Raw genomic sequence first — 24,516 nt, 5'->3', positions numbered from 1 at the left:
TGTCCACCATGCGGTGATCAACCCAGGGTTGACATACAACAGGAGAGAGTGAGTGCAGTTTCCGCGTTTTTTTCCGCTTGCCCTGCTGATGCTGATGTTGTCACTCATTGGCACGGTACTGGTGAACCAGTTTGTTCGTAACTGGGCGCTGTCCGACCTGAAGGAGAGCGGGGAAAGCCAACTGCTGAACATTATCAGTCAGACCCGTACCGAGCTGGCAGACTATAAATACCTGCCGTTCCTGATCTCGCAAAGTAATGATGTGGCTGAACTGTTGCGTAACCCCTCACCGGATAAAATTGCCCGGGTTAGCCGTTATCTGGAACAGACTAATCTGGTGGCGGGCTCCACGGCGCTGTTTATCCTTGATGCTCAGGGCCGTGCTCAGGCGTTTAGCCATTGGCGGGAGCAGCAGGATTTCTATTCGGTCAGCCATCGTCAGAAACCCTATTTTCTCCAGGCGCTGGAGGGGCAGCAGGGGTTTCAGCTGGTTTTACCCGCCAGCGAGAGTGATGGTGCTGTCTATCTGTCCGCCCCGGTATATATGAAGAGCCAGCTGTTGGGGGTGGCAACGGTTCGGCTGGATCTGACCCTGTTGCAGGCTGGATTGGATCAGACCAGCCACTACCTGTTCAGTAAAGCGGGACAGATTCTGATCGCCAGTAAACCGTTTCAGGCGGCGAAACAGCTTCAGGATGTGGTGCTAAAACAGCGCACTGATCGGTTATATGATGGTTCTGAGATCAGTCTGGTAGAACTGCACAATGGTACCCGGGCCGTATTGCAGAGCGTTACTCTGGATGACCTGGGCTGGCAGGTGTCGGTGCTCAATGACCTGCGGGAGGTGAGGCGGATACAGCGCAATGCAACCTTGTTTAGCCTGGCATTCTGTATCGTTATCTCATTGCTGGTTTTTCTGTTACGGGAGCGACAGTTGAAGCATATCTCCCGCCGGGAGACACAGCAGGCGCTGGAGCGAAGTGAAGCGCGGCAGCGGGATATTATCAATAATGCCCATGTCGGTATGATCTCCCTGGATAATCAGGGGCGTATCCTGTTTATCAATCCGATGGCGATGCAACAGTTTGGGGTATCGATGGCGCGGATTAAGGGCACCAGAATCGCAGATCTTATCGAGCCGGACGTTTATCAGGGGGTGATGAAACGGGTGCTGGATCGTCTTGGTAGTCGTGGGTTTGCGCCGGTGACAGCGATGGAGACGGTGGGTAAACGTTCCGATGGCAATACCTTTCCCATGTTGTTTTCAATCAAGCAGATTGAGCGGGATGCAAGTGTTAACTATCTGGTCACGGTGATTGATATTACTCCGCGCAAACGGCTGGAACGAGCCCTGCAACAAGCGAATGACCAGCTTGAAGATCAGGTGCAGCAGCGCACTCTGGCGTTGAGGGAGGCGCAGGATGAGCTGGTTCAGGCGGAGAAAATGGCGGCTCTGGGGCGCATGTCATCGGCGGTGGTACATGAGTTAAACCAGCCACTGACCGCTTTGAGAACCTATATTGCGATCTGTCGTCAGTTAATAGAACAGCAGCAAACGGAGCAACTGGACAGTAATCTGGAACTGATTAATGACCTGATCAACAGGATGGCGGTGCTGACCCGGCAGCTGAAAACCTTTGCTTACCAGAAGCCCCAGCATCTTTCCCCGGTTGATCCGCTGCTGGCGCTGGATCAGGTGGTTGATCTGTTTCGCGGTCGGCTGCAGCAGCAACAGATTGAGCTGCACTATCCCCGTCCCGAACTTGAATTGCAGGTCAGTGGTGACAGTGCCCGGCTGGAGCAGATATTTGTTAATCTGATCGGTAACGGCTGTGATGCCCTGGCCGATGTCTCTGCACCGCGCCTTGAGATTCAGATACAGCAGACAACAGAAACCGTTACTATTGCGATCAGTGATAACGGCAAGGGGATTGATCAGCAGAGTCAGACTCAGCTGTTTGAGCCTTTCTTTACCACCAAGCCGATCGGTGAGGGGCTGGGGTTAGGCTTGCCGATCGTTCGCTCAATCGTGCAGGATCTGGGTGGGGCTATCCGGGTTAACAGTCGGCCAGGGCATACCTGCTTTAGTGTGTCCCTGCCATTAATCAGACAGTCAGAGGAGTAAAGATGAACAGAGGCCAGGTTTTGCTGGTGGATGATGATCCGGTGATTCGCCAATCCACCACCCTGTGGCTGCAGATGGCCGGATTCGGGGTGATTGCCTGTGACCGGGCGCGGGAGGCGCTGACCCACCTCAATGAACAGTTTCCCGGTGTGGTGGTCAGCGATGTCCGTATGCCGGAGATGGATGGCTTACAGTTTATGCAGGAAGCCCGCTCTATCATCCCAGAGCTGCCGGTGATTCTGATTACCGGTCATGGTGATGTGGATATGGCGATCAGTGCGATGCGCGATGGCGCCTATGATTTTATTGAAAAGCCCTTTGTCCCTGAACGCCTGGTCGAGACGATCAACCGGGCCTGTGAAAAGCGACTGCTGGTGCTGGAAAATCTTCGTTTACAACAGGATCTGGCCTCCCGCAGCGGGATTGACGCTAAAATCATCGGTATCTCACCGGCTATTCAGAAACTGCGGCGGGATATTCTTAAATACGCCGCCTTGAATACCAACGTGATTATTTACGGTGAAACCGGCAGCGGTAAAGAGCTGGTGGCGCAGTGTCTGCATGAGTTCAGTCCCCGTAGTGAGCGCAACTTTGTGCCCATCAACTGCGGCGCAATACCTGAAAATCTGATTGAAACTGAGCTGTTTGGCCATGAAGCGGGCGCGTTTACCGGGGCGGCCAAAAAACGTACCGGTAAGTTTCAGCATGCCGATGGCGGTACACTGTTGCTGGATGAGATCGAAAGTATGCCTGCCAGTCTGCAGGTGAAGATATTGCGCAGCTTGCAGGAAGGAGTGATTGAGCCGCTGGGGTCGAATAAACAGGTGCCGGTGGATCTGCGTATTGTTGCCGCCTCCAAAGCGGATCTCTCTGTAGAGGAAAACTTTCGCCAGGATCTCTACTACCGGCTTAATGTGTCCTGCCTCTACCTCTCACCGTTACGTGAACGTATCGAAGATATCCCGCTGCTGTTTGAATATTATGCCCGTCAGGCTGCCACCCAGCACGGCCGGGATCTGCGTAGAATTACCCGACAGGATCTGACCAATCTGCAGCAATATGCCTGGCCGGGGAATGTCCGGGAACTGAAGAACATCGCGGTGCGTTATGCCCTGGATGATATGTTGCCGGTGGCCGATCTGATCTACCCGGAAACAGCTATCGAACCGCTTAACAATCAGCGGCTGGAGAGCGCTCTGCCGCTGGCCGCGCAGGTGGCAAATTTTGAATATAAAGTGATCTGCGATGCATTGCAGCAGCACAAGGGCAATATCAAAGCGGTGATGGAGATGCTGGACCTGCCACGCCGTACACTGAACCAGAAAATGGTTAAATATCAGATCGACCGTTCGCAATTCATCGACTCAGCGGGAGAATAGGCAAAAAGTTGCTCATTCTCCCTGCATTTCTGAAAAACTCTGCTTTACTTTAATTTTACTTATCTCTGCGTGCGACATTATCTGTCTTAAGCGGGGGAGTGAAGCCATTTATAGGCAAGATCCTGCTTATCTGTTCTATGGGTAATCGGCAGTTTTTTGCTTATTATCTCTGAATATCGAAGAGGAGAATAATAAAAACTATTTATTATCAATGATTTGTAAATTTTTGTTGGGCTTGGCATCAGCATTGCTTTATACGATGGACACTAACAATAAATCCCGAGAGAAGGAATTGAACATGCAAAGTAGTAAACGAACTCTGATCAAAGGCCTGGGTCTGGCTGTCACGCTGAGTGCTGCTCTGGGTGGCGCATCGATCGCGCAGGCAGAAGAGAATCGCTCCTATATTCTTGCGACCGCTTCGACCGGTGGAACCTACTACCCGGTCGGTGTGGCTCTGGCAACTCTGACAAAAGTAAAGCTTGAACCTAAATATAAGGTGTCTCTCTCTGCTATTAACTCTGCCGGGTCCGGTGAAAATATTAAGTTGCTCAGCGAAAATGAGGCTCAGTTTGCGATTCTGCAGGGACTCTATGGCGCCTGGGCCTGGAGTGGTGAGGGGGCATTTGCCTCAACCGGTCCGAAGAAAAACCTGCGTTCGGTTTCTATGTTGTGGCAGAACGTTGAACAGTTTGTGGTTAAGTCTGATCTGGCGAAAACCGGCACCGTTGATGATCTTAACGGTCTGAAGGGGAAAAAATTCTCCATCGGTAAGAAAAATTCCGGCACAGAGGGATCTGGTCTGCAGATTCTGAAAGGCCTGGGCATCGATGCAGATAGCATGGATATGGCCCATATGGGCTACGGTCCCAGTGCCGATGCGCTGCAGAACGGCACCATTGAAGGGATGAATATCCCATCCGGTGTGCCTACTTCTGCGATTACCCGGGCTTATGCGTCCCTGGGCAGCGATATGACCGTGCTGGACTTTACCGATGAGCAGATCAAAAAAGCCAACGGTAGCTATAAATTATGGACCCGTTATGTGATTCCGGCGAACACCTATCCGGGTCAGGTAAAAGATATCAATACCATGGCTCAGCCTAACTTCCTGGCGGTCCGTGATGATCTGTCAGAGGAAGATGTTTATCTGCTGACGAAAACTATCTATGAAAACCTGCCATTCCTGAACGGTATTCACAAAGCGACTAAAGCGATGGCGCTGGAAAAAGCCATTGCTGGTTTACCACTTCCTTTGCACCCTGGTGCCGCCCGTTATTACAGAGAAGCGGGTCTGACTATTCCTGAGCACCTGATTGCTGAGTGATCCCTATTGCTGATCAGTTCAGTGATCCCCCGGGGGCGGCCAACGCCCCCGATCTCTTACGTTCTACCTTTATTGTCAACGGAATACCGCTATGAGTTCTATTGATACTAATACCGATCAGGAAACCGCTGCAAAGCTGAAGAGTCTGGAGCTGTTGCAGCGTCCGGAACACTCGCTTACAGGACGCTTTATTTACTGGGCGGGCGTTGCCTTTGCCCTGGTGCACATCTACTTTAACACGCTCAGCACGGTGTCAGAGCTGTGGGTGTCTGCCATCCATTTTGGTGGTTTTGCTCTGTTATGTGCGCTGATGGTGCCGATGATGCGCTGTAACACCAGTGCCGGGCGTCGTATTACGCTGATACTCGATATCCTGCTGGGGTGTGCTGCGATCGCCTGTACCCTCTATCTGATCGGTTTCGAAGATGCCCTCTACGCCCGGGGCGTTAAGTTTGATGATCTCGACTGGGTCTTCTCGCTGTGTGCCATCTTTATTGCGCTGGAGATGGCGCGCCGGACCACTGGCTGGTTCATTCCCTGCATGATTCTGGTAGCCCTGACCTATGTTTTCTGGTGGGGGCAATATATTGATGGGATCTTCGGTTTCCCGGGCCTGAGTCTGGAAACACTGTTGTATCGCAGTTACTTCTCTTCAGAGGGGATGTTTGGTCAGATCGCCCGGATATCCTGGACCTATGTGTTCATGTTTATTCTCTTTGGTGCCTTTCTGGTGAAGTCCGGTGCCGGTGATTTTATTATCGAACTGTCCCGCTGTGCGGCCGGCCGTATGATAGGCGGCCCCGGATTCGTTGCGGTGCTGGGCTCAGGCCTGATGGGCTCGGTATCAGGCTCCTCGGTGGCGAATACAGTATCCACCGGGGTAATCACTATCCCTCTGATGCAGAAGGCAGGCTTTCCCGCCCGCTTTGCAGCAGGTGTCGAAGCGGCAGCTTCTACCGGGGGGCAACTGATGCCGCCAGTGATGGGGGCAGGGGCTTTTATTATGGCCTCCTATACGCAGATCCCTTATGTGGATGTGATCGCCGTGGCGGCACTGCCGGCACTGTTGTACTTCCTCTCGGTGGGCTTTTTTGTCCGGGTTGAGGCGATGCGTAGTCAGGCGCAGGCGGTTGAGCTGGATACCCGTCCCATTGGGGAGGTGTTCCGGGATGGCTGGCACTATCTGTTGCCACTGGTGGTTCTGGTGGGTCTGCTGATCTATGGTTTTACACCTACCTACGCCGCGGGTATCTCCATTATCTCGGTGGTGGTTTCATCCTGGTTGTCAAAACATCCGATGGGTGTCAGGGATGTCTTTGATGCTCTGGCGCAGGGTTCCAAAAATATGGCCACAACGGCGATGCTGTTGATCGCTGTGGGACTGGTGGTCAACGTCGTGGCGATGACCGGTATCGGTAACACCTTCTCTCTGATGGTGGCCGAGTGGGCCGGAGGCAGTCTGCTGATTACCCTGCTGCTGGTGGCCCTGGCGTCTCTGATTCTGGGGATGGGATTGCCGGTAACGGCGGCCTATATTGTCCTGGCTACCCTGTCAGCGCCAGCACTGTATAACCTGATTGCGGAGATGCAACTGGTGGATATGATGGTCAATGGGACGCTGCCGGAAGTTGCCCGAACCATCTTCCTGCTGGTCGATGCAGATAAAGCGGCGCTATTGGCTGAACCGATGAGCAAGGTAGATGCGCAACAGTTACTAGCACTGGTGCCCGGCGACTTTAAAGGCCAACTGCTGGAACAGGCGATCGATCCGGCGCATCTGACTATGATCTTGTTGTCTGCCCATATGATTATCTTCTGGTTGTCTCAGGACTCCAATGTCACGCCACCGGTCTGCCTGACCGCTTTTGCGGCTGCTGCGATTGCAAAAACGCCGCCGATGGCAACCGGTTTTACTGCCTGGAAGATCGCTAAGGGACTTTATATTGTGCCGTTGCTGTTTGCCTATACCAATTTTATTGGTGGTACTACCGCTGAGGTGTTGAGTATTTTCTTCTTCTCAATTTTCGGTATCTATGCGCTGGTTGGCTTTATGGAGGGATATCTTGAGAGTCCGCTTAACCCTCTGTTAAGACTGATCTCGGGTGTTGCCGGTGGGGTGATGCTATGGCCCCACGGTGAATGGTGGATGTGTAGTCTGGGGTTGCTGGTATTTCTGGCACTGTTCATCTACAGCCGCTCCCGCAGGGAGATTCCGTCGGGGGCTTTGGCGTAGCTCCCGTAGTGAGATATCTCAACTGTAATAATAAAACCGGCTTTTGATGCCGGTTTTTTCGTTTTTAAGCTAAATAGTGAGTAATATCACTTATTCATCAGCCGACAATTTGTTAAATTGTCGTTGGGAGCGGTGGCTCCCCGTACTTTGCTTGCAGGCCGGTATCGTTACCTTTTGTGCCCGCCTGTTCGGTACCGTCAGTATATGATAAAGACTGGCTGGAAATGGCTCCCAACAGAGGATTGTTATGGTCGCCAGTTTTCTGTTTAGCTCCGGGGGGGAGTTAAGCAGTACAAATGCTATGAAGCGGCTTCTATAAAGCGCTTCAGAATTGCGGTAGGGACTATGTTAATAAGATCGAAGTCAATATCATTGAGCCGGATGGCTCATTTACCCGTACTGCTTGGCGCGGGTTCTGCACTGCTACTTTCCTCTGTTTCGTTTGCCGGTGGGCAGGACACCAATGCATGTTATCAGCTTTTTTCCACTGCCGATTATCAGAGTGCCCGGGGGCAGTGTCAGGAGTTCGCTGAACTGGGAGACGCGAAAGCCGCCTTTCTGTTAGCGACTATGTATTATCAGGCGCTGGGTACTGATGAAGATGATCAGCGTGGGCTCTTCTGGGATAAGGTTGCCGCAGAAAAAGGTCATCCCGAATCGGCTTATCGTCTGGGTCTGGCCTATCAACTGGGGCAGGGGGTTGCCCAGAGTAATAGCCAGGCGCGACACTGGTATCAGCAGGCGGCACTGGCGCAACATGCGAAGGCGCAAAAGTTGCTGGCGGCCATGTTTGAAACCGGTGCTGCCGGGGAGAAAGACCAGTCGCGGGCTTATCAGTGGTATCTGAAAGCAGCTCAGCAGGGACTGGTCAGTGCTCAGCTTAAGGTAGGCACTATGTTGCTGGAAGGGCGTGGCGTAACGGCTAACCGGGCATCGGCGCAACACTGGATCAGAAAGGCAGCGGAAGCGGGTAATAGTAATGCCCAGGTGGCGATGGGGGTGATTCTCGCTGAGATCGATCCGGCCGAAAGTCTGATCTGGTATCAACGCTCGGCTAAGCAGGGTAACAGCCTGGCGCTGCAAAACCTGGCTCTGGTGTACTATGCCGGCCAGGGGGTTGAGGCTGATCATGAGAAAGCTGCCGAGTTAGCGCAGCAGGCAGTTGATGCCGGAAACAGTGAAGCCGAGTCCCTGTTAAATCTGATTCGTCTTGAAACAGAACAGCAAAAAGTGGTTGAACTTCAGGCAGAGAAACAGCAGTTAACGCGGCTGATACGTGAGTCGGTCCCCGAAAATGGCTCAGGGGAACAGCAGCTGTTGCTGGCAACGCTCTCGGTTGATGGTGTGTTACCCGAATCCGAGGTTGTAGCGGGACCCGAAGCAGCTGCAGTGCCGCCCGAGGCCGGAGAGTCTTCACAAGAGAGCGTAACTGCATCTGAAACGGCATCACCGGAGTTGGCTGCGACGCAGCCGGCCCCGTCTGCTACAGAGCTTTCTCAGGAGGTTAACGCAGCTGACGCACTGCCTGACACTGAAGACCAGTCTCTGACGCAACCGCAACCGGTTGAATGGCATCCGGATAACCCCTATGCGCTGGCGGATGGCTGGGTGATGGACCAGTTCCCACCCAATTTTACCATTCAGCTACGGTATGGCACCGATGAAGCAGGGATGCTCAAGTATATTAAGAAGCATAACCTGCCGGATAGTGTCAGATATTTTCGTACTCAGCGTGAAGCGGGGCTGTTTTATGTGCTGATCTATGGTGACTATAAAACCATACCGGAGGCTGAACAGGCGGTAGCGGAGATTCCGGAGTCTGCCCGAAAGAGCCACTGGATTCGGAAATTCAGGCGCTTGCAGGAGTTATACGTGCCACCAGAATCCTGATCAATGCGGGATTCTGGTATAGCCAACGCAGGGCTCCTAAGGCCCCCTCTGTATATATTAATGACTTTGTTACTGTTGTTACGGACAAACTATGGCCCGAACTGTTTTCTATCTCCTGAGTGTTTCACTTATCTGGAGTTCTTTGGCGCAGGCTGAAGATCTGAGCTGTCGAACACTCTATGAAAATAAACAAACCCGCGCAGCGCTACAGCGTTGCCTGCCACAGGCAGCAAAGGGGGATGGTGAAGCCAGCTTCATTCTCTCCAATCTCTACAGTCAGGGGTTCGAAGGAAGCTCACCGGATCTGCATCTGGCATTGCAGTGGCTGACCCGTTCTGCTGAGTGGGGGTATGGGCCCGGCTGTTATAACCTGGCGAAGCTTTACGAGCGGGGTGATGTCGTCCCCAAGAGTCTGGAAACTGCTTTTAGCTGGTATCTTAAAGGGGCTAAGCAGGGGCATCTGGCCAGTCAGGTAAAGACTGGTATCAGTTATCTTAAAGGGAGCGGGACACCTCAGGATTTCACCCAGGCGCGCCACTGGCTGGAGCTAGCGGTCGAAAAGGGTGATCTGAGTGCGCAGATTACACTGGCAACGCTGCTAAAACAGACGGATCCGCAGCGAGCGATGACTTTGTATCAGCGTGCTGCAGAGCAGGGCAGTGGTTTTGCCGATTACCAACTGGCGTTGCTCTACCGGGAGCCAGCTGGTGCTGAAGAGATGGATCTGGATAAGGCTTTGCATCACGCAAAAGAGAGTGAACGGCTGAACTATGAAGCGGCTGTTGATCTGGTCGAAAGCCTGCGCCAGCAGATGGCGCTCGAGGAGTCCCGGCGCATCGCAGCACAGTCTGAGTCAGATGCCGGAAATACTCAGTTAACCACAGCGGTATCGGTGACTACCTCAGAACAGGCGCCGGTTGCTGAGGAAGATCAGGATACTGTCGTCAGTGCTGATAGTAGTGCCGATATCAGTTCCGATAGTAGTGCGGTTGAGAAGACAGACACTGAAACAGAATCCCGGCGCATCGCGGAACAGACTCAGACTCAGGCAGAGTCAGATGCCGGAAATACTCAGTTAACCACAGCGGTATCGGTGACTACCTCAGAACAGGCGCCGGTTGCTGAGGATGATCAGGATACTGTCGTCAGTGCTGATATCAGTGCTGATAGTAGTGCGGTTGAGCAGACAGACACTGAAATGGAATCCAGGGGCATCGCGGAACAGACTCAGACTCAGGCAGAGTCAGATGCCGGAAATACTCAGTTAACCACAGCGGTATCGGTGACTACCTCAGAACAGGTGCAGGTTGCTGAGGATGATCAGGTTACTGGCGTCAGTGCCGATAGTAGTGCGGTTGAGCAGACAGACGGTGAAACAAGCCCGCAGGCGGTTATTGGTCGCCACGATTTTTCCTGGCTGAAGTCGCAGCCTGAAGGGCATTATGTGTTGCAGCTGGTACAACTGAGTAGTGAAGATTCGGTCAGAGTGTTTCTGAAAAAAAATCAACTGGATGGCAAAGCTAACTACTTCAGAGCTGTGACTGCTGCCGGGAATATGTATGTGGTGCTCTATGCCGAATCGAGTGCATCCCTGAGTGGTGCCCGGGCAATTGCCGCCGGGAAGTTGCCTGAAAAACTGTCTGATATGGTCTGGTATCGCACCTATCGGGCGATTCTCTCCGCTTATAAACCGGTGGATTAATCCCGTCGCGTTTTGGGCGATCTGGCGGTGTGTTAATCGGATTGAATGAACAAGCAGAAACATTGTGGTAAAGGATCAACAATGCTCAAGGGATTAAGGCTTACCATTGCGGCCGTTATAACACTGTTGGGTAGTGGGGTGTACGCATCGCAGATGCAGCAGTGCCAGCAGGCGTATAGCGAAGGGAAAGTGATGCAGGCCTACCATAGCTGCCTGCCTCTGGCTCAGGTGGGGGATCCTCAGGCCGCTTTTATCCTTGCCCGTCTCTATGCGCTTGGGGTGGAGAGTGGTACGCCTGACTGGCAAAAGGTGGTCGAGTGGCTGACGATCTCAGCTGCAGGTGATCATGCTGAAGCGGCTTATAACCTGGCGATAGCCTATCAGAAAGGCAAAGGCACTGAGATCGATCTGCAGCAGAGTATCAACTATTACACGCAGTCGGCTGAGCTGGGCAATGCTAAAGCGATGCGTAATCTGGCGCTGTTGTATGAAAAGGGTGAAGGGGTACCCCAGGATATCCATCAGGCCTTTACTCTCTACCAGCGTTCAGCAGAAGCGGGCCTGTCGGACAGTCAGTTAAAAACCGGTTTGATGTTATTGCAGGGCGAGGGAGTGGCAAAAGATCCCGCTGCCGCCCGTCCCTGGATAGAGCAGTCTGCCGCTGCGGGGAATGATAAAGCGCAACTGGCACTGGGCGTTTTGTTGATTGACTTTGACCCCGGCAGCGCCATCGAGTGGTACCGACAAGCGGTGTATTCGGGTAACGCTTATGCGGCTCATAATCTGGCACTGATCTACTCCCAAGGACGGGTGGTGCCGCAGGATCTGCTGCAGGCGCTGGCCTATGCTGACGCCAGTATCGAACTGGGTAATCCGAAAACCCAGGTGCTGTATGACAAGATTTTAGCCGCGATGCAACAGGCTGGGACAGCTGTGTCCCGCCCGCGCAACAATCGTATTTCACTGAATCACTCAGATCAGTCCACCGGGCAGGCAGAAGCGGAGCGGGCTGATACCCCTGGGCCTGCATCAGCGGTTCAGGCGGATGCTGAACCATCGCTGCGGGATATTAACTGGCTGAAAGCGCAACCGGCGGGCCTTTTTGTGGTGCAGCTTGCACGGCTGACCAGTCTGGAGAGCAGTATTCGTTTTATCAGCGATTACCATATCCCGCGAATTGCCCATACTGTTAACCTTGCCAAGCACGATTATGTGGTGTTGCTGAAAGAAAGTTTTGTCAGCAAAGCCGACGCTTTGAGGACATTGAAGCAGCGGCTTCCAGGGGCCCTGGCAAGTGAAGCCTGGATTCGAAGTTATCGCTCTCTGTATGCGCAATAGAGCATTATGAAGATACTCCTGCTGTCCGCCTATGATGCTGCCAGTCATGCCTACTGGCATCGCGGGCTGGTCGATAATCTTGGGCAACACCAATGGACCGTTCTGACCCTGCCGCCGCGTTATTTTTCCTGGCGCATACGGGGTAATAGTCTCAGTTGGGCATTCAGTGAGCGTGAGTGTCTTGAGCAGGACTATGACCTGCTGATTGCCACCTCAATGACCGACCTTTCAGCGTTGCGCGGCTTTGTGCCTCATCTGGCGGGTATACCAACGCTGGTCTATTTTCATGAAAATCAGTTTGCCTATCCCGAATCTGGCCGGGAGTATGGCAATGTTGAACCGAAGATACTTAACCTTTATACCGCTTTAGCGGCGGACCTTATCTGCTTCAATACCGACTATAATCGCGATACCTTTATCGACGGCTGTCGTCGATTGCTAAAAAAGCTTCCCGACCAGATCCCGGTGGGTGTGATTGAGCAGTTGGAGCGACGCTCTTCTGTGTTGCCGGTGCCATTGCCGCAATCCGTTTTTCTGCCCCATGCCCCACAACCCGGGCCGCTCCGGCTGATCTGGAATCATCGTTGGGAGTTCGATAAAGGGCCAGAGTTACTGCTCAGGGCTGCCCGGCAACTGTGTGAAGCCGGAGTCGATTTCAGACTGGACCTTGTCGGTCAGCAGTTTCGCCGTGTGCCTGAAGCGTTTCAGGAACTCAGGGCTGTGCTGGGTGATCGGCTGGGGCATTGGGGATATGTTGAGTCGGTTGCAGAGTATCGTCGTTTGCTGCAGCAGGCAGATGTTGTTCTCTCAACGGCGTTGCATGACTTTCAGGGGATCGCGGTTCTGGAAGGGGTTGCCGCAGGAGCGATGCCGTTGGTGCCCGGGCGGCTGGCTTATCCGCAACTGTTACCGGCAAGCTGCTGTTATTGTAGCGGTGAAGGTGAGACTCAAAGCCTGGTGGACAGTGTTATCCGCTTAGCCGGATTGAAGTGTGCCGGACAGGTACTCTCTGCACCGGATATATCGGCTCTGAGCTGGGATAATATGGCACCGCTGTACGAGAGACTACTGCACCGTGTCGCGGCAGAGGGTGTGTAGACCGGTAAGTTCAACGGTTTTATCAGCTTGCTCTGATTTCACAGAGGGGCGGTTCAACAGCTGCTGAACTGCCCATCTTCTTGACGTCAAGATATGGTTGAGCGGTCAGTACTCAATCCAGTCCTGCCAGCAGGGCACGCCACTCAGGGTGAATATACCCTTTTTCTTTCATTACTGTCGTTATGGAGAAGCTCTGCTGATTGCTTTCCAGAGTGACTTTGGTCGCCTGCTTCAGCAGTGCTTTTAGCGGTGTTTCTGAGATGAAAGGACGCATCGCAATCCGCTTGCCAGACACTGTCACACCATGGCGGGTATAACTTTCGGTGGGTGTCAGCTTATAGGCTGTATTATCAATCCACAAAGTCGCGCCGATGATAGGATGATATTCACCACTGACAGCTATTTTCAGCGTTTTAGGGCGGTTGTAGTCAATATAGAGTGCGCTGCACACTTCATATTGGTTACAGCTGAGTGGATGAATCACCTCATCATAGAGATGATCTGGTAGATTATATTGCTGGGCCAGACTAGTGCAGCCACTAAGTAAAACCAGGCAGAATGTAAGCAGGTACTTCATGGGGGTATCTCTTCCTGAAATAGATGTGGAGTTGTTGACTGTTGATTATAACGGGGAAACATCAGGCTGCAATGATTGCAGCCTATTGCTTTTCAGGTGTGAGAGGGGAGATGCTGAATAAATTGTGCGCTTCAGAGCGGTTCGGGTCAGGTGTACATTAGCATTATTATCTCAGTTTGGGCTGTGCTCTGGTTCTACGGCTGCCAGCAGGGTGTGCCACTGAGTGTCAGTGTAGCCAGGCCGTTTCAGCGTGTGGCTCAGTGAGTAACTCTGCAGATCGGTGTACAGTTTAACCCGCACACCCTGCTGCAGTTTATTTCTGATGCCCGGAGGGATGCTGAAGCGGTGAACAGAGGCGCGCAGGCCTGTCAGAGTCTTATTATACACTGTTCGCGACTGGCTGAGCTGAAGTGGATACGTGGTGCCGTCGATCCAGATATTGGCTGCCTTTATGGGGTGATAGATACCACTGACAACAATTTTAAGGTGTTGCTCATCTCTCACTATGGCAGTCGATGCGGTACAGATATCATGGCCAAAACAGCGGGAGGGAGTGGTGGGTGTATCGGAAAGCTGCATGGGGCGGTTAGCGCCGCTGCATCCGATGAGTAAAAGCAGAACAAATGCGAGTGCATAACGTGTCATTAGTGCTCATCCCTGAGTGCGTATATTTTAAAATCAGGGCCTGATTATACGGCGATAACTCCCTAATGCAATCGCTTTTCAAACACCTGTTGGGCTTGCGGGCCGGGGGAGATATCCCTGGGAGGGGGCTGATTTTCCTGTCTTAACTAGCCGTTAATATAGTTGAGAGGAACGGCGGTGGTATCAACGATTTTTCGCATGATAAATGCTGACTTAACGCCGGTGACCCCCTGAATCCGGGTGATCTTTCCCAGCAGGATATCGTGGTAGCGATCCATATCCGGCACTGCAACCTTTAACTGATAATCTGCATCATGGCCGGTAATCAGATAGCACTCCATGACTTCGGGAAAACTGCTGATAGTGGTTTCGAAGGCCTCGAACCGTTCCGGGATATGTTTATCCATACTGATATGCAGAATTGCGATCAGATTCAGATCTACCGCGCGCTCATCGATTCGTACCACCCTGTCCCTGATAATACCGGCCTCTTCCAATGCCTTTACCCGTCGGGAGCAGGGCGCAGCGGTCAGGCCTACTTTTTCCGCAAGATCCTGATTTGAAAGCCCGCCGTCACGCTGTAGCTCGCGCAAGATTTTCAAGTCAAAGCGGTCGAGAGGATGGTTTGATTTCATGGTTTTACTGCTCTGCGCAATTATATCGGTATGCTTAGTGTAAATTGTTAATATTAATTGCGCAAATAAATGAAAAGTTCCGTAATTAGAACGGTTATTGCGTAACAAACACTTTAAACTTTGCTCTATTGATTGCTGCAGCGATAAATATTTGCCGAGAGCCTCCAAAGCATTACGTTATCAACGGATGTGGGTGACAACACCACAAGTGTCTAACCAGGTTGAAGCGCCAGTCTACCTGGCTGATCTATGTGTACCACAAGTATGCGATATACAAGTTTGGTCCCGCGCTTTTCCGCGCGGGATTTCAACTCAACAACCATTTATAAATCAGAGAACTGCCACCGGCAGATACCCAGCAGGAACACGCTATGTTCGACTATCGAAAATACAGTGCATTTGAACCGATCCGTTTGACCGACCGTACCTGGCCAGACAAGACCCTAACACAGGCGCCCGACTGGTGCAGTGTAGATCTTCGGGACGGCAATCAGGCGCTGGTGAATCCGATGAGTGTTGAGCAGAAAACGCGACTATTCGAGCTGCTGGTTAAACTGGGCTTTAAAGAGATTGAAGTGGGCTTTCCTTCAGCCTCTAAACCCGATTTTGATTTTGTTCGTAAGCTGGTGGATGAGCAGCGGATTCCTGATGATGTCACCATTCAGGTATTGACCCAGGCCCGTGAAGAGCTGATTAAACGCACTTATGAAGCGATGTCAGGGGTGAAAAAAGCGGTCATCCATGTGTATAACTCCACCTCTACCGTACAGCGGGAGCAGGTATTTGGTCAGTCCCGTGAGGGGATTAAGGCGATTGCGGTGCAGGGGGCTAAGTGGGTGCAGCAGTATGCCCAGCAGCATCCCGATACGGAGTGGTCGTTCCAGTACTCCCCGGAAAGTTTTAGTGGCACTGAGATGGATTACGCCATTGAGGTCTGTGATGCGGTGATCGAACAGTGGCAACCGGAAAGTGGACGCGACATTATTATCAACCTGCCAGCCACTGTAGAGATGTCTACCCCGAACCGCTTTGCCGATCAGGTTGAGTATTTCTGCCGTCATCTGGTTAACCGCAAATATGTCCGTATTAGTCTGCATACCCATAATGACCGGGGCTGTGCGGTTGCCGCCGCAGAATTGGGTGTGCTGGCCGGTGCTGACCGTATTGAAGGCACTTTGATGGGGAACGGTGAACGCACCGGTAATATGGATGTGATTACCATGGGGATGAATCTTTACTCCCAGGGCGTTGATCCAAAGCTGGATTTCTCCGACATTATGGAGATCAACGAGGTGGTGGAAAGCTGTACAGGTATTCCGGTGGGGGTGCGGCATCCCTGGGCGGGAGAGCTGGTGTATACCGCGTTTTCTGGCAGTCATCAGGATGCGATCCGCAAATCGGTTAACTACCACACCGAACATAAAAAACAGCACTGGGATGTGGCCTATCTGCCGATCGATCCCCGGGATATAGGTCGGGAATATGAGGCGGTAGTGCGCATTAACTCCCAGAGCGGTAAAGGCGGAGTGGCGCTGGTACTGGAACGCGATTATGACATCAGCCTGCCAAAATGGATGCACTTTCCATTGAGCCGGGTGGTGCAGGGGGCGGCAGAGCAGAGCGGGGTTGAGGTTTCACCGACCAATATCAAGCGTCTGTTTGATGAACACTTTATCTCGGTGTCTGAAGCGTGGCAGTTGCATGACTATGATCTGCATACCGAGGGGCACCGTGTCAGTGCCAGCTTCAAAATCGGTGAGCAGCAGATGTCCGGAGAGGGGGCGGGTGCACTGGAGGCACTGTGCGCTGCCCTGACAACCCAATATGGTTGCAGTATCGAGGTGATTCACTTCGATCAGCATGCCCTCAGTGGCGGAACCGATGCCAATGCGCAGGCGTCGATAGCGGTTCAGATCAATGGTGAGGAGTATTGCGCGGTCGCCGTGGCAGAAGATACTTCCGCCGCTGCATTGCAGGCGATGCTGACCGCTTTCAGCCGAACCGGTATTGAAACGGTTCAGGCGGCCTGATTCAGCCTCAGATAATAAAACCCGGCACTGGTTGCCGGGTTTTTTGTTACAGAAGCCAGGGGTGTTTAGTTCTTCGCATCACTGAACGTTACCGGTGGCATCGCGGTGCGATTGATCGCCAGATGGAAGATATCCGGCCGGTGATAATGTCCGGCAACATCCAGAGCCTTACGGGAATCCCTTGCTGCATCGGTATCGATAGTGGCGTATAACACCCCTTTTTCCCGGTGCAGAGGGCCTGCTACCACGCCGCCAAAGGGTTTAACCACCACAGCATCCCCAGGGTTGATCCACTCGTCATCCGTGAACAGTCGATCACGTTCGGGAAATGAGGCGGGGATATCGCTGCCCTGTATCGCCGTTGCGGTACTCAGTACCCAGCAGCCACCTTCGCGGGCGATATGATTCATGGAGGCGATCCAGGTGTCACCGCTGTCCCAGGTGGGCGCGATATAGATGTCGATATCCTGGGCATACAGTGCGTAGCGTGCCAGTGGCATATAGTTTTCCCAGCAGATCAGGCAGCCGATGCGTCCCACCGGTGTATCAACCACCCGCAGTCCGCTGGCATCACCAAATCCCCACACCATCCTTTCCGGGTTAGTTGGCATTATTTTGCGGTGCCGGTTAAGCAGGGAGCCATCACTGCCTATGACCACAACAGTATTGAACAGGGTAGAGCCGCTGAACTCTGAGTCGATCTCGTTCATGCCCATCACCACAACCATGTTATGTTTAGCAGCGGCCTCGCAGACCGGGTTAAGATCTCCTTTGGCGATATTGACTGAATGGTTGCGAAGCTGAAAATGGATCTGATTGCCCAGAGCGATATCTCCGCCGGGCCTCAGGCGCCATATCCAGGTGGGATAGCCCGGCAGAAATGCTTCGGGAAACACCAATAACTGCGACCCCTGTTTAGCGACCTCTTCGATCGTACTTACCGCCAGTTCCAGCGAAGCTTTCAGATCTAAGAGCACAGGAGGTTTCTGTGAAATTGCCACATTGATATCCATAACGATTGCTCCATTATTGTAATTTGAGGATTGTGCCGGAGCCTCTGACGTCTGATAACAGGCTGAAAACCCTCAGCGCAGTGATATTTGTGGACAGATAATTTTGCTTCCCCTCCCTGATCTGCCAACGTTAAGAAAATGCCTGACAGCCTTATTGGAAACTGTGTGGCCAGTCTGTAAATCTTAGTTCAATGTGAGAAAGATGTTCAGGATATAGCGGATTAGCAACAGCTGACACGAACATCATCGCTGTTCGTCGGAGATACTTTGCGGTAAAAGTGTAAGACGGTATCGTTGTAAAGGTGCGGATCAATTCCCTTTTTGAGGGGCGTGATCGGTTGACTTCAATGTAGATTTTCAGGACCTCAGCGCAATGCAATCCAATATTCTGATTCGGATTCAGCCGATTCTTTTCTCTATTTTTGCCGTGGCGGTGAGTCATAACCTGTTTTTTGTGATGTTACCGATTCGTCTCAGAGAGGGGGGCTTTGAATCTGCCAATATTGGTATGGCGATGAGTATGTTCGCTGTTGGAGCCATTATGGCTGGACTGTTTGGCTCCCGGGCGGTGCTGCGGGTTGGACATATCAGAGCGTTTTCTTCAATGGCCGCCACTCTGGCAATTGTCTCGGTGTGCCACAGCTATTTTATCGATATCTGGATTACCGCCGGACTCAGAATGGTCGCCGGTTTCTGCTTTGTCACCAGTTTTATTACACTGGAGAGCTGGTTAAATGTGCTCAGTGATAAGCGAAACCGGGGGCAGGTATTTGGTACGTATCAGATCTGTTTTGCCATCGGTTTCGGTTCGGCTCCGTTTCTGTTCAGTCTCTCCAGTGAACATGATCCCCGGCTGTTTGGACTGATCGGCGTGTTTCTCTGTATCTCGTTGATTATTATGTCGATGAGTCGTTTACCCCTGCCCGAGTTGCCCAGCCGGCCCCGGCCGATGTCGCTAAAAAGGCTGTGGCAATATTCACCCTCGGGTACTCTGTCCTGTCTCTGTGCTGGCCTGATCAGTGCTGCCAGCGTTTCGCTGATTTCGCTGTATGCCTATGATCACGGTATTACCGGAATCTGGCTTTCACTGGTGCTGGGCTCCTATCAGTTGGGTGGTTTACTCACACAGTACCCGGTCGGCTGGCTGGCCGATCGCTATGATAAGCGCCTGGTGGCGGCCGGTCTGATGGCGATGGGGGTGGTCAGTAATCTGTTGATTATCGCTGAGAGCTTTATGCCGATGCCGATTGAGATGCTGGTGGTGCTGTTCCTGATCTCGGGAGGGTCAGGGGTCGCGTTATTTCCGCTGGCGGTGACCCAGGTGTTTGATCATATCGATCTGAAAGAGGCGATGTCAGCCACCAGTATGATGCAGATCCTGTTGGGCTGTGGTGGCGTTTTAGGACCGATTATTGCCGGAGCTCTGATGACTCAGTTTGCAAGTATCTGGCTGTATTACTACCTGGTGGCGGTGCATCTGTTCGTGGTGGTGTTTCTGATGATCAGGAAATTGTTTGTGCGCACCGAAACGCTGGAGAGCAGTTCAAAATATCAGGTCAGTATGCAGGGGGCCTCAGTGGGTTCGACCGTGTTGGAACCGCTGCTCAACTATAACCTTGCCGAGATTGGTGACCCCGAGCTTAAACTGCTACTGGTGGCGCTGGGACAGCAGCCTAAAGATCCCGCAATCCTGATTCGCACTGCGCTGGAAGGGTCATCCCTGAAACCTCAGGATGTGGCGATTCATATGGTGCTGGCCTTACCTAAACGTTCCGGCGAACTGATCAGGGTGTTGGTTAAACAGTTTCCCGAAGCGCGTCTGGTGATTACCTATTCACTGCGTGACCTGTTTATTCTTCGTAAGGAACGGATCAATGCGATGTTGCAGGTGGCTCTGACCGAGGGAGCCGATGACGCTGAGCGTACCGAGATAGACTCCATGCTGGAGCATATCTCCCGGGAGGTTGATGAGGAAACCGTGGTTGCTTAATCAAAAGAGGTGGCGCACAAGAAAAGCCACCGGTCGGTGGCTTGTGGATAGTGGCGGCCCGATGGGTCAGCTTAACCTGCTATCAGTCACTTTTTCTGGGCGAAGGGCCCGCTTTGGGTCCACGACCTACCCGTTTCTTCGGTGATTTTTTCTGTGAAGAGGCTTTTTTGGCGTTGGCTTTAGCCACCGCTTTCTTGTTTTTAACTTTGGGCTTCTTCGGTTTTGCTTTGCCGCTGCCTTTGCCTGGCTCTGGCTTTTTCGGTGCCAGACCCGGGAAGGTGGTACGTGGGAGTTTTTCGCCGATAAAGCGCTCGATCCGGCCCAGAGTTGCCCAGTCTAAGGGCTCAACAATCGACCAGACGGTACCTTTGGCGCCATCACGACCTGAACGTCCACAGCGGTGTACGTAACTGTCAGCTTTCAGTGGCAGGTAGAGGTTGATAACGTGGGTCAGATCCGGCAGGTCCAGCCCACGGCCGACCACGTCGGTGGCGATAATGATCTTGATCCGGCCGCGGCGCATCTCTTTGATCCGCTGGGTCCGCTCACTCTGACGCATATCACCGTGCAGTCCATAACAGAGCATGCCAGCATTGCGGATGATGCTAACCCAGTGCTCCACCTGCTTGCGGCTGTTAACGAAGATAATCCCCTGTTTCAGCTGAGGCTGATGGATCAGCGCTTTCAGCAGGTACTCTTTGTGTTGTTCGTTGTCAGCCCGATAGACAAACTGTTCGATATTCTCAGGTATATGGCGGGGCTGATCGACTGCGATCACCTGGGAATCTTCATTCAACAGGTCCGCCGCAAACTGCTGGATCTTTTCACCCTCCAGGGTGGCGGAAAACATCAATGTCTGACGCTGCAGGGGCAGTACATCGGCGATCTGCTTAATCTCATTGATAAAGCCCAGGTCCAGCATCCGGTCGGCTTCATCGATAATCAGCATCTCTACCAGGGACAGGTCGAGCCACTCCTGTGCGTTCAGCTCCAGCAGTCGCCCCGGTGTGGCGATCATGATATCGATCGGTTCAGCCAGCATGCTCTTTTGCATACCAAAAGGGACACCGCCGACGATCAGACAGCTTTTAATGCGATTATGTTGCGTCTGAAGTTCGATCACCTGATAGATCTGTTTTGCCAGCTCCCGGGTTGGGGCCAGAATCAATATCTGTGGTGCGCTGCTGTGGTCAGGATCTTTGTCGAATACTTTCTGCAGAGCCGGCAGCACAAAGGCCAGTGTTTTGCCTGTTCCGGTGGGGGCGGATGCCAGCAGATCGAAGCCCTCCATGGCCACAGGGATAGCCTGTTGCTGGATCGGGCGGGGGCTGAGAAAGTTGTTGTCAGCCAGTGGGCCCAGAATTTCCAGATCCAGATTTAGGTCGATAAAGAACATCGAAGATTACTCACAGGTTTAAAGGCGCAAGCATACATTATTTTTGCCAGTGCGGATATTTCAGCACACTGGTTTGGTCTGTTTATAGCGATGATTGTATTAATATTTTCCTATATTAGCCGGTGAGAGTGATTGCGCCTTGAGGTACTCCGCCACAACGCCTATCATTCCGCGCTGACCGGTTACTTCCGGCGATAAATTTGATTATCGTCTATAGTGTTTCACGGTGTTGTTTATATCGTTTCCTGTTTGAGAGCTGTCTTTTGTCTGAATTTATTCCCGGCCAACGCTGGATCAGTAATACCGAATCAAATCTGGGGCTGGGGTTGGTAACCAGCGTATCTAACCGCCGCGTTGAAATTCTGTTTCCTGCCGTTGAAGAGGAGCGTACTTACGCTATCGATAACGCGCCGCTGAGCCGTGTGGTCTATCCGGTGGGCGAACAGGTGCGCAATGCCGCAGGCCTTAAGGTCACCATTACCGCCCAGCAGGAACTGAATGGCTATATGGTCTATCAGGTGGAGGATGACGGAGGTGAGGTGCTGGTGCTGGAGGAGCGAGATCTCGACAGTGCGGTGCACTTCAGCAAGCCCCACGACCGACTGTTTGCCGGCCAGGTGGATAAGATCAGTCAGTTTAAGTTGCGGGTGGAAACGCTCAAAAATCAGTTTGCCCACCTGCAATCGGAAAGCTATGGTCTGCTGGGGCCACGGGTGCAGCTGCTGCCTCACCAGCTCTATATTGCTCATCAGGTGTCCCGTCGGTTTGCTCCGCGGGTATTACTGGCGGATGAAGTCGGTCTGGGTAAAACCATCGAAGCGGGGCTTATCCTGCATCAGCAGCTGATTAGCGGTAAGGCGTCCCGGGCGCTGATTGTGGTGCCCGACAGTCTGGTACATCAGTGGCTGGTGGAGATGCTGCGCCGCTTTAATCTGCGTTTTACTATTCTTGATGAGCTGCGCTGTGAAGCATTGGAGCTTTCGGACGAGGGCGTTAATCCGTTCGAAACCGCACAGCTGGTGCTGTGTAACTTATCCTTCCTCAAGTCCAGCCCGGACCGTCTGGTACAGGCGCTGGATGCCGGCTGGGATATGCTGGTGGTAGATGAAGCGCACCATCTGGTCTGGTCCGAAGAGGAGTCCAGTCCGGAATATATCTGTATTGAAGCGCTGGCCCGTGAAGTTAAAGGGTTGCTGCTGTTAACCGCTACGCCGGAACAGCTGGGGGTTGATAGTCACTTTGCCCGGCTGCGTCTGCTGGACCCGGATCGGTATTACAGTCTGCAACAGTTCCGTGCCGAAGAGGAGGGCTATCAGCCGGTAAGTAAGCTGGTGGCCCGGTTGCTGGATGAAGATGCCCGTGAGCAACTGAAAGATGCCCCTGAAGTCTTTACTCAACTGGGCAGCTATCTGGGGGACGAGGTCGCTCAGCAGCTGCAGGATGAGCTGGAAAATGACTCTCTTGATCAGGCGATTCAGGATGCGGTGGACAGTCTGCTCGATCATCATGGCACCGGTCGGGTGCTATTCCGCAATACCCGTGATGGCGTCAGTGGTTTTCCGAAGCGGGTATTGCACAGTTATCCGTTGCCGGAACCCGAGTTCTATCTTGAAAGTGAACAGCAACTGCTGGCCCAGGCTGATCTTGAAGAGCGACTGCATCCCGAGCTGATTCTGGCGGATCGCTGGCTGGAAGCCGACCCCCGGGTCGAGTGGCTGGTGGACTGGCTGAAACAGAACCGTGACCAGAAAGCGCTGGTGATCTGCGCCTACGCAGACACTGCAAAATCGCTGGAAGAGCATCTGCGTCTGTATGAAGGGATTCGTTCCTCGGTGTTCCATGAGGGGATGAGCCTGGTTAACCGTGACCGTGCCGCCGCCTACTTTGCCGATGAAGATGAGAGCGCTCAGGTGCTGATCTGCTCTGAGATTGGCAGTGAGGGGCGTAACTTCCAGTTTGCCAGTCATCTGGTTCTGTTTGATCTGCCGCTGAACCCCGATCTGCTGGAACAGCGCATCGGCCGTCTTGACCGGATTGGTCAGCGCAATGATGTTCAGATCCATGTGCCCCATTATGAGTTCAGTGCACAGGCTATCCTGCTGGACTGGTTCCATCGCGGCCTGAACTGTTTTGAACGGGCCTGCCCGGTAGGCCAGGTATTGTTCGATCAGTTCCTCGATCAGTTGATTCCGGCACTGTTTGAGGAGTATGACGAAGCGAACACCGAGCAGCTGATCAGCAGTACCCGTGCTGAAGCAGATCGTTTGCTGGAGCAACTGCAACAGGGGCGTGACCAGTTGCTGGAACTAAACTCCTGTAACCCGGTGAAAGCCGCTGCTATTGCCGAAAGCATGGAGGTGACCGGTAACAGTATCGAACTGAGCAGCTATATGGAGCGGATGTTTGATCAGTTTGGCGTTGAACAGCAGGTGCATAGCAGTCAGAGTATTATTCTCAGCCCGGGCGATCATATGCATCATGAAAGCCTGCCGGGTCTGCCTGCCGATGGTATGACGGCCACCTACAGCCGGGCGCTGGCGTTGGGGCGGGAGGATATCCAGTTCCTTACCTGGGAACACCCGCTGGTGATGGGCACAATGGATATTGTTGTGAATGGTGACTTTGGTAATACGGCGGTCTGCTCGATTAAACTACCGCCACTGAAACCCGGTACGCTGTTGTTGGAAGCGATCTTTACGCTGCACTGTGCGGCTCCGAAACAACTTCAGGTACAGCGCTATCTGCCCCAGACCCTGAGCCGTATCGTTGTTGATACCAATGGCACAGATCTCAGCGCGATACTGACCGAGACCCATATCAACAACCTGGCAGAGCGGGTGGGGCGGCGCCAGGCGGTGGATATTGTCAAGCATACCCGCAGTGAGATCGGTCAGATGGTCGAGCGAGTAGAAGCAATTGCGGATACTCAACAACCGGCGATGCTGGCGCAAGCCACAGAGAATGTTGCCCGGTTGCTGGGTGCAGAGCAGGAACGACTTAGCGCACTGGCTGCGGTGAACCCGAATATTCGTCAGGAAGAGATCGATTTTCTGGCGCACACCCGGGCAGAACTGGAGCATCACCTGCAGAGCGCTTCGCTGAAACTGGATGCGATCCGGGTCATTGTTGCGACCTGAT

General features: G+C 52.9%; 16 protein-coding genes. 11 read left to right on the top strand and 5 right to left on the bottom strand.

Annotated features, from left to right (window positions below; all coding sequences use genetic code 11):
- Nucleotides 1–52 precede the first annotated feature (52 nt).
- From BMY09_RS18030 to BMY09_RS17995, 8 genes are all read left to right on the top strand, one after another.
- Nucleotides 53–2,125, top strand: a complete 2,073-nt coding sequence (locus BMY09_RS18030; protein ID WP_091361022.1) for a sensor histidine kinase — start codon at nt 53–55, stop codon at nt 2,123–2,125.
- A 2-nt stretch (nt 2,126–2,127) separates the two neighbouring features.
- Entirely contained in the window at nt 2,128–3,504 is a 1,377-nt protein-coding gene (locus BMY09_RS18025; RefSeq protein WP_091361021.1) for a sigma-54-dependent transcriptional regulator, read from the top strand.
- A 298-nt stretch (nt 3,505–3,802) separates the two neighbouring features.
- On the top strand, nt 3,803–4,831 hold the full coding sequence (locus BMY09_RS18020) for a TAXI family TRAP transporter solute-binding subunit (protein WP_091361020.1): 1,029 nt from the start codon (nt 3,803–3,805) through the stop codon (nt 4,829–4,831).
- A gap of 91 nt (nt 4,832–4,922) precedes the next feature.
- Complete coding sequence (locus BMY09_RS18015) at nt 4,923–7,064, top strand: TRAP transporter permease (RefSeq protein ID WP_091361019.1); 2,142 nt, start codon at nt 4,923–4,925, stop codon at nt 7,062–7,064.
- 381 nt (nt 7,065–7,445) lie between these two features.
- Nucleotides 7,446–8,954, top strand: a complete 1,509-nt coding sequence (locus tag BMY09_RS18010) for an SPOR domain-containing protein (RefSeq protein ID WP_175483586.1) — start codon at nt 7,446–7,448, stop codon at nt 8,952–8,954.
- 91 nt (nt 8,955–9,045) lie between these two features.
- On the top strand, nt 9,046–10,656 hold the full coding sequence (locus BMY09_RS18005; RefSeq protein ID WP_091361017.1) for an SEL1-like repeat protein: 1,611 nt from the start codon (nt 9,046–9,048) through the stop codon (nt 10,654–10,656).
- 81 nt (nt 10,657–10,737) lie between these two features.
- Nucleotides 10,738–11,994: a tetratricopeptide repeat protein gene (locus BMY09_RS18000; RefSeq protein ID WP_175483585.1), complete on the top strand. Its 1,257-nt coding sequence runs from the start codon at nt 10,738–10,740 to the stop codon at nt 11,992–11,994.
- Nucleotides 11,995–12,000: 6 nt separating this feature from the next.
- Nucleotides 12,001–13,092: a tRNA-queuosine alpha-mannosyltransferase domain-containing protein gene (locus BMY09_RS17995; protein ID WP_091361014.1), complete on the top strand. Its 1,092-nt coding sequence runs from the start codon at nt 12,001–12,003 to the stop codon at nt 13,090–13,092.
- Between the two features lie 112 nt (nt 13,093–13,204).
- Here BMY09_RS17995 and BMY09_RS17990 read toward each other — a convergent pair whose 3' ends face one another.
- The 3 genes from BMY09_RS17990 to BMY09_RS17980 all read right to left on the bottom strand — a co-directional run bounded on the left by BMY09_RS17990 (nt 13,205) and on the right by BMY09_RS17980 (nt 14,949).
- The gene (locus tag BMY09_RS17990) at nt 13,205–13,669 is read right to left on the bottom strand and encodes a hypothetical protein (RefSeq protein WP_091361012.1); all 465 of its coding nucleotides are present in this window, start codon (nt 13,667–13,669) and stop codon (nt 13,205–13,207) included.
- A gap of 171 nt (nt 13,670–13,840) precedes the next feature.
- Nucleotides 13,841–14,314: a hypothetical protein gene (locus BMY09_RS17985; RefSeq protein ID WP_091361010.1), complete on the bottom strand. Its 474-nt coding sequence runs from the start codon at nt 14,312–14,314 to the stop codon at nt 13,841–13,843.
- A gap of 146 nt (nt 14,315–14,460) precedes the next feature.
- Nucleotides 14,461–14,949, bottom strand: coding sequence for an Lrp/AsnC family transcriptional regulator (locus BMY09_RS17980; protein ID WP_091361008.1), 489 nt, complete (start codon nt 14,947–14,949; stop codon nt 14,461–14,463).
- Nucleotides 14,950–15,320: 371 nt separating this feature from the next.
- Here BMY09_RS17980 and leuA point away from each other — a divergent pair, with 371 nt between their 5' ends.
- Nucleotides 15,321–16,979: a 2-isopropylmalate synthase gene (gene leuA, locus BMY09_RS17975; RefSeq protein WP_091361005.1), complete on the top strand. Its 1,659-nt coding sequence runs from the start codon at nt 15,321–15,323 to the stop codon at nt 16,977–16,979.
- 65 nt (nt 16,980–17,044) lie between these two features.
- On the opposite strand, the gene BMY09_RS17970 is transcribed toward leuA, so the two are convergent.
- The gene (locus tag BMY09_RS17970) at nt 17,045–17,992 is read right to left on the bottom strand and encodes a carbon-nitrogen hydrolase family protein (protein WP_091361003.1); all 948 of its coding nucleotides are present in this window, start codon (nt 17,990–17,992) and stop codon (nt 17,045–17,047) included.
- A 373-nt stretch (nt 17,993–18,365) separates the two neighbouring features.
- Here BMY09_RS17970 and BMY09_RS17965 point away from each other — a divergent pair, with 373 nt between their 5' ends.
- Nucleotides 18,366–19,982 carry an MFS transporter gene (locus BMY09_RS17965; RefSeq protein WP_091361001.1) on the top strand — a complete coding sequence of 539 codons (1,617 nt, stop codon included), beginning with the start codon at nt 18,366–18,368 and terminating at the stop codon, nt 19,980–19,982.
- A gap of 82 nt (nt 19,983–20,064) precedes the next feature.
- On the opposite strand, the gene BMY09_RS17960 is transcribed toward BMY09_RS17965, so the two are convergent.
- Nucleotides 20,065–21,378 carry a DEAD/DEAH box helicase gene (locus BMY09_RS17960; protein ID WP_091360999.1) on the bottom strand — a complete coding sequence of 438 codons (1,314 nt, stop codon included), beginning with the start codon at nt 21,376–21,378 and terminating at the stop codon, nt 20,065–20,067.
- A 263-nt stretch (nt 21,379–21,641) separates the two neighbouring features.
- On the opposite strand from BMY09_RS17960, the gene rapA reads away from it, so the two are divergent.
- Nucleotides 21,642–24,515, top strand: a complete 2,874-nt coding sequence (rapA, locus tag BMY09_RS17955) for an RNA polymerase-associated protein RapA (protein ID WP_091360997.1) — start codon at nt 21,642–21,644, stop codon at nt 24,513–24,515.
- Nucleotide 24,516 lies beyond the last annotated feature (1 nt).

It is taken from the genome of Amphritea atlantica, from assembly GCF_900111095.1.
Lineage (GTDB): Bacteria > Pseudomonadota > Gammaproteobacteria > Pseudomonadales > Balneatricaceae > Amphritea > Amphritea atlantica.
This window is presented reverse-complemented; position numbering and strand designations above follow the sequence as displayed.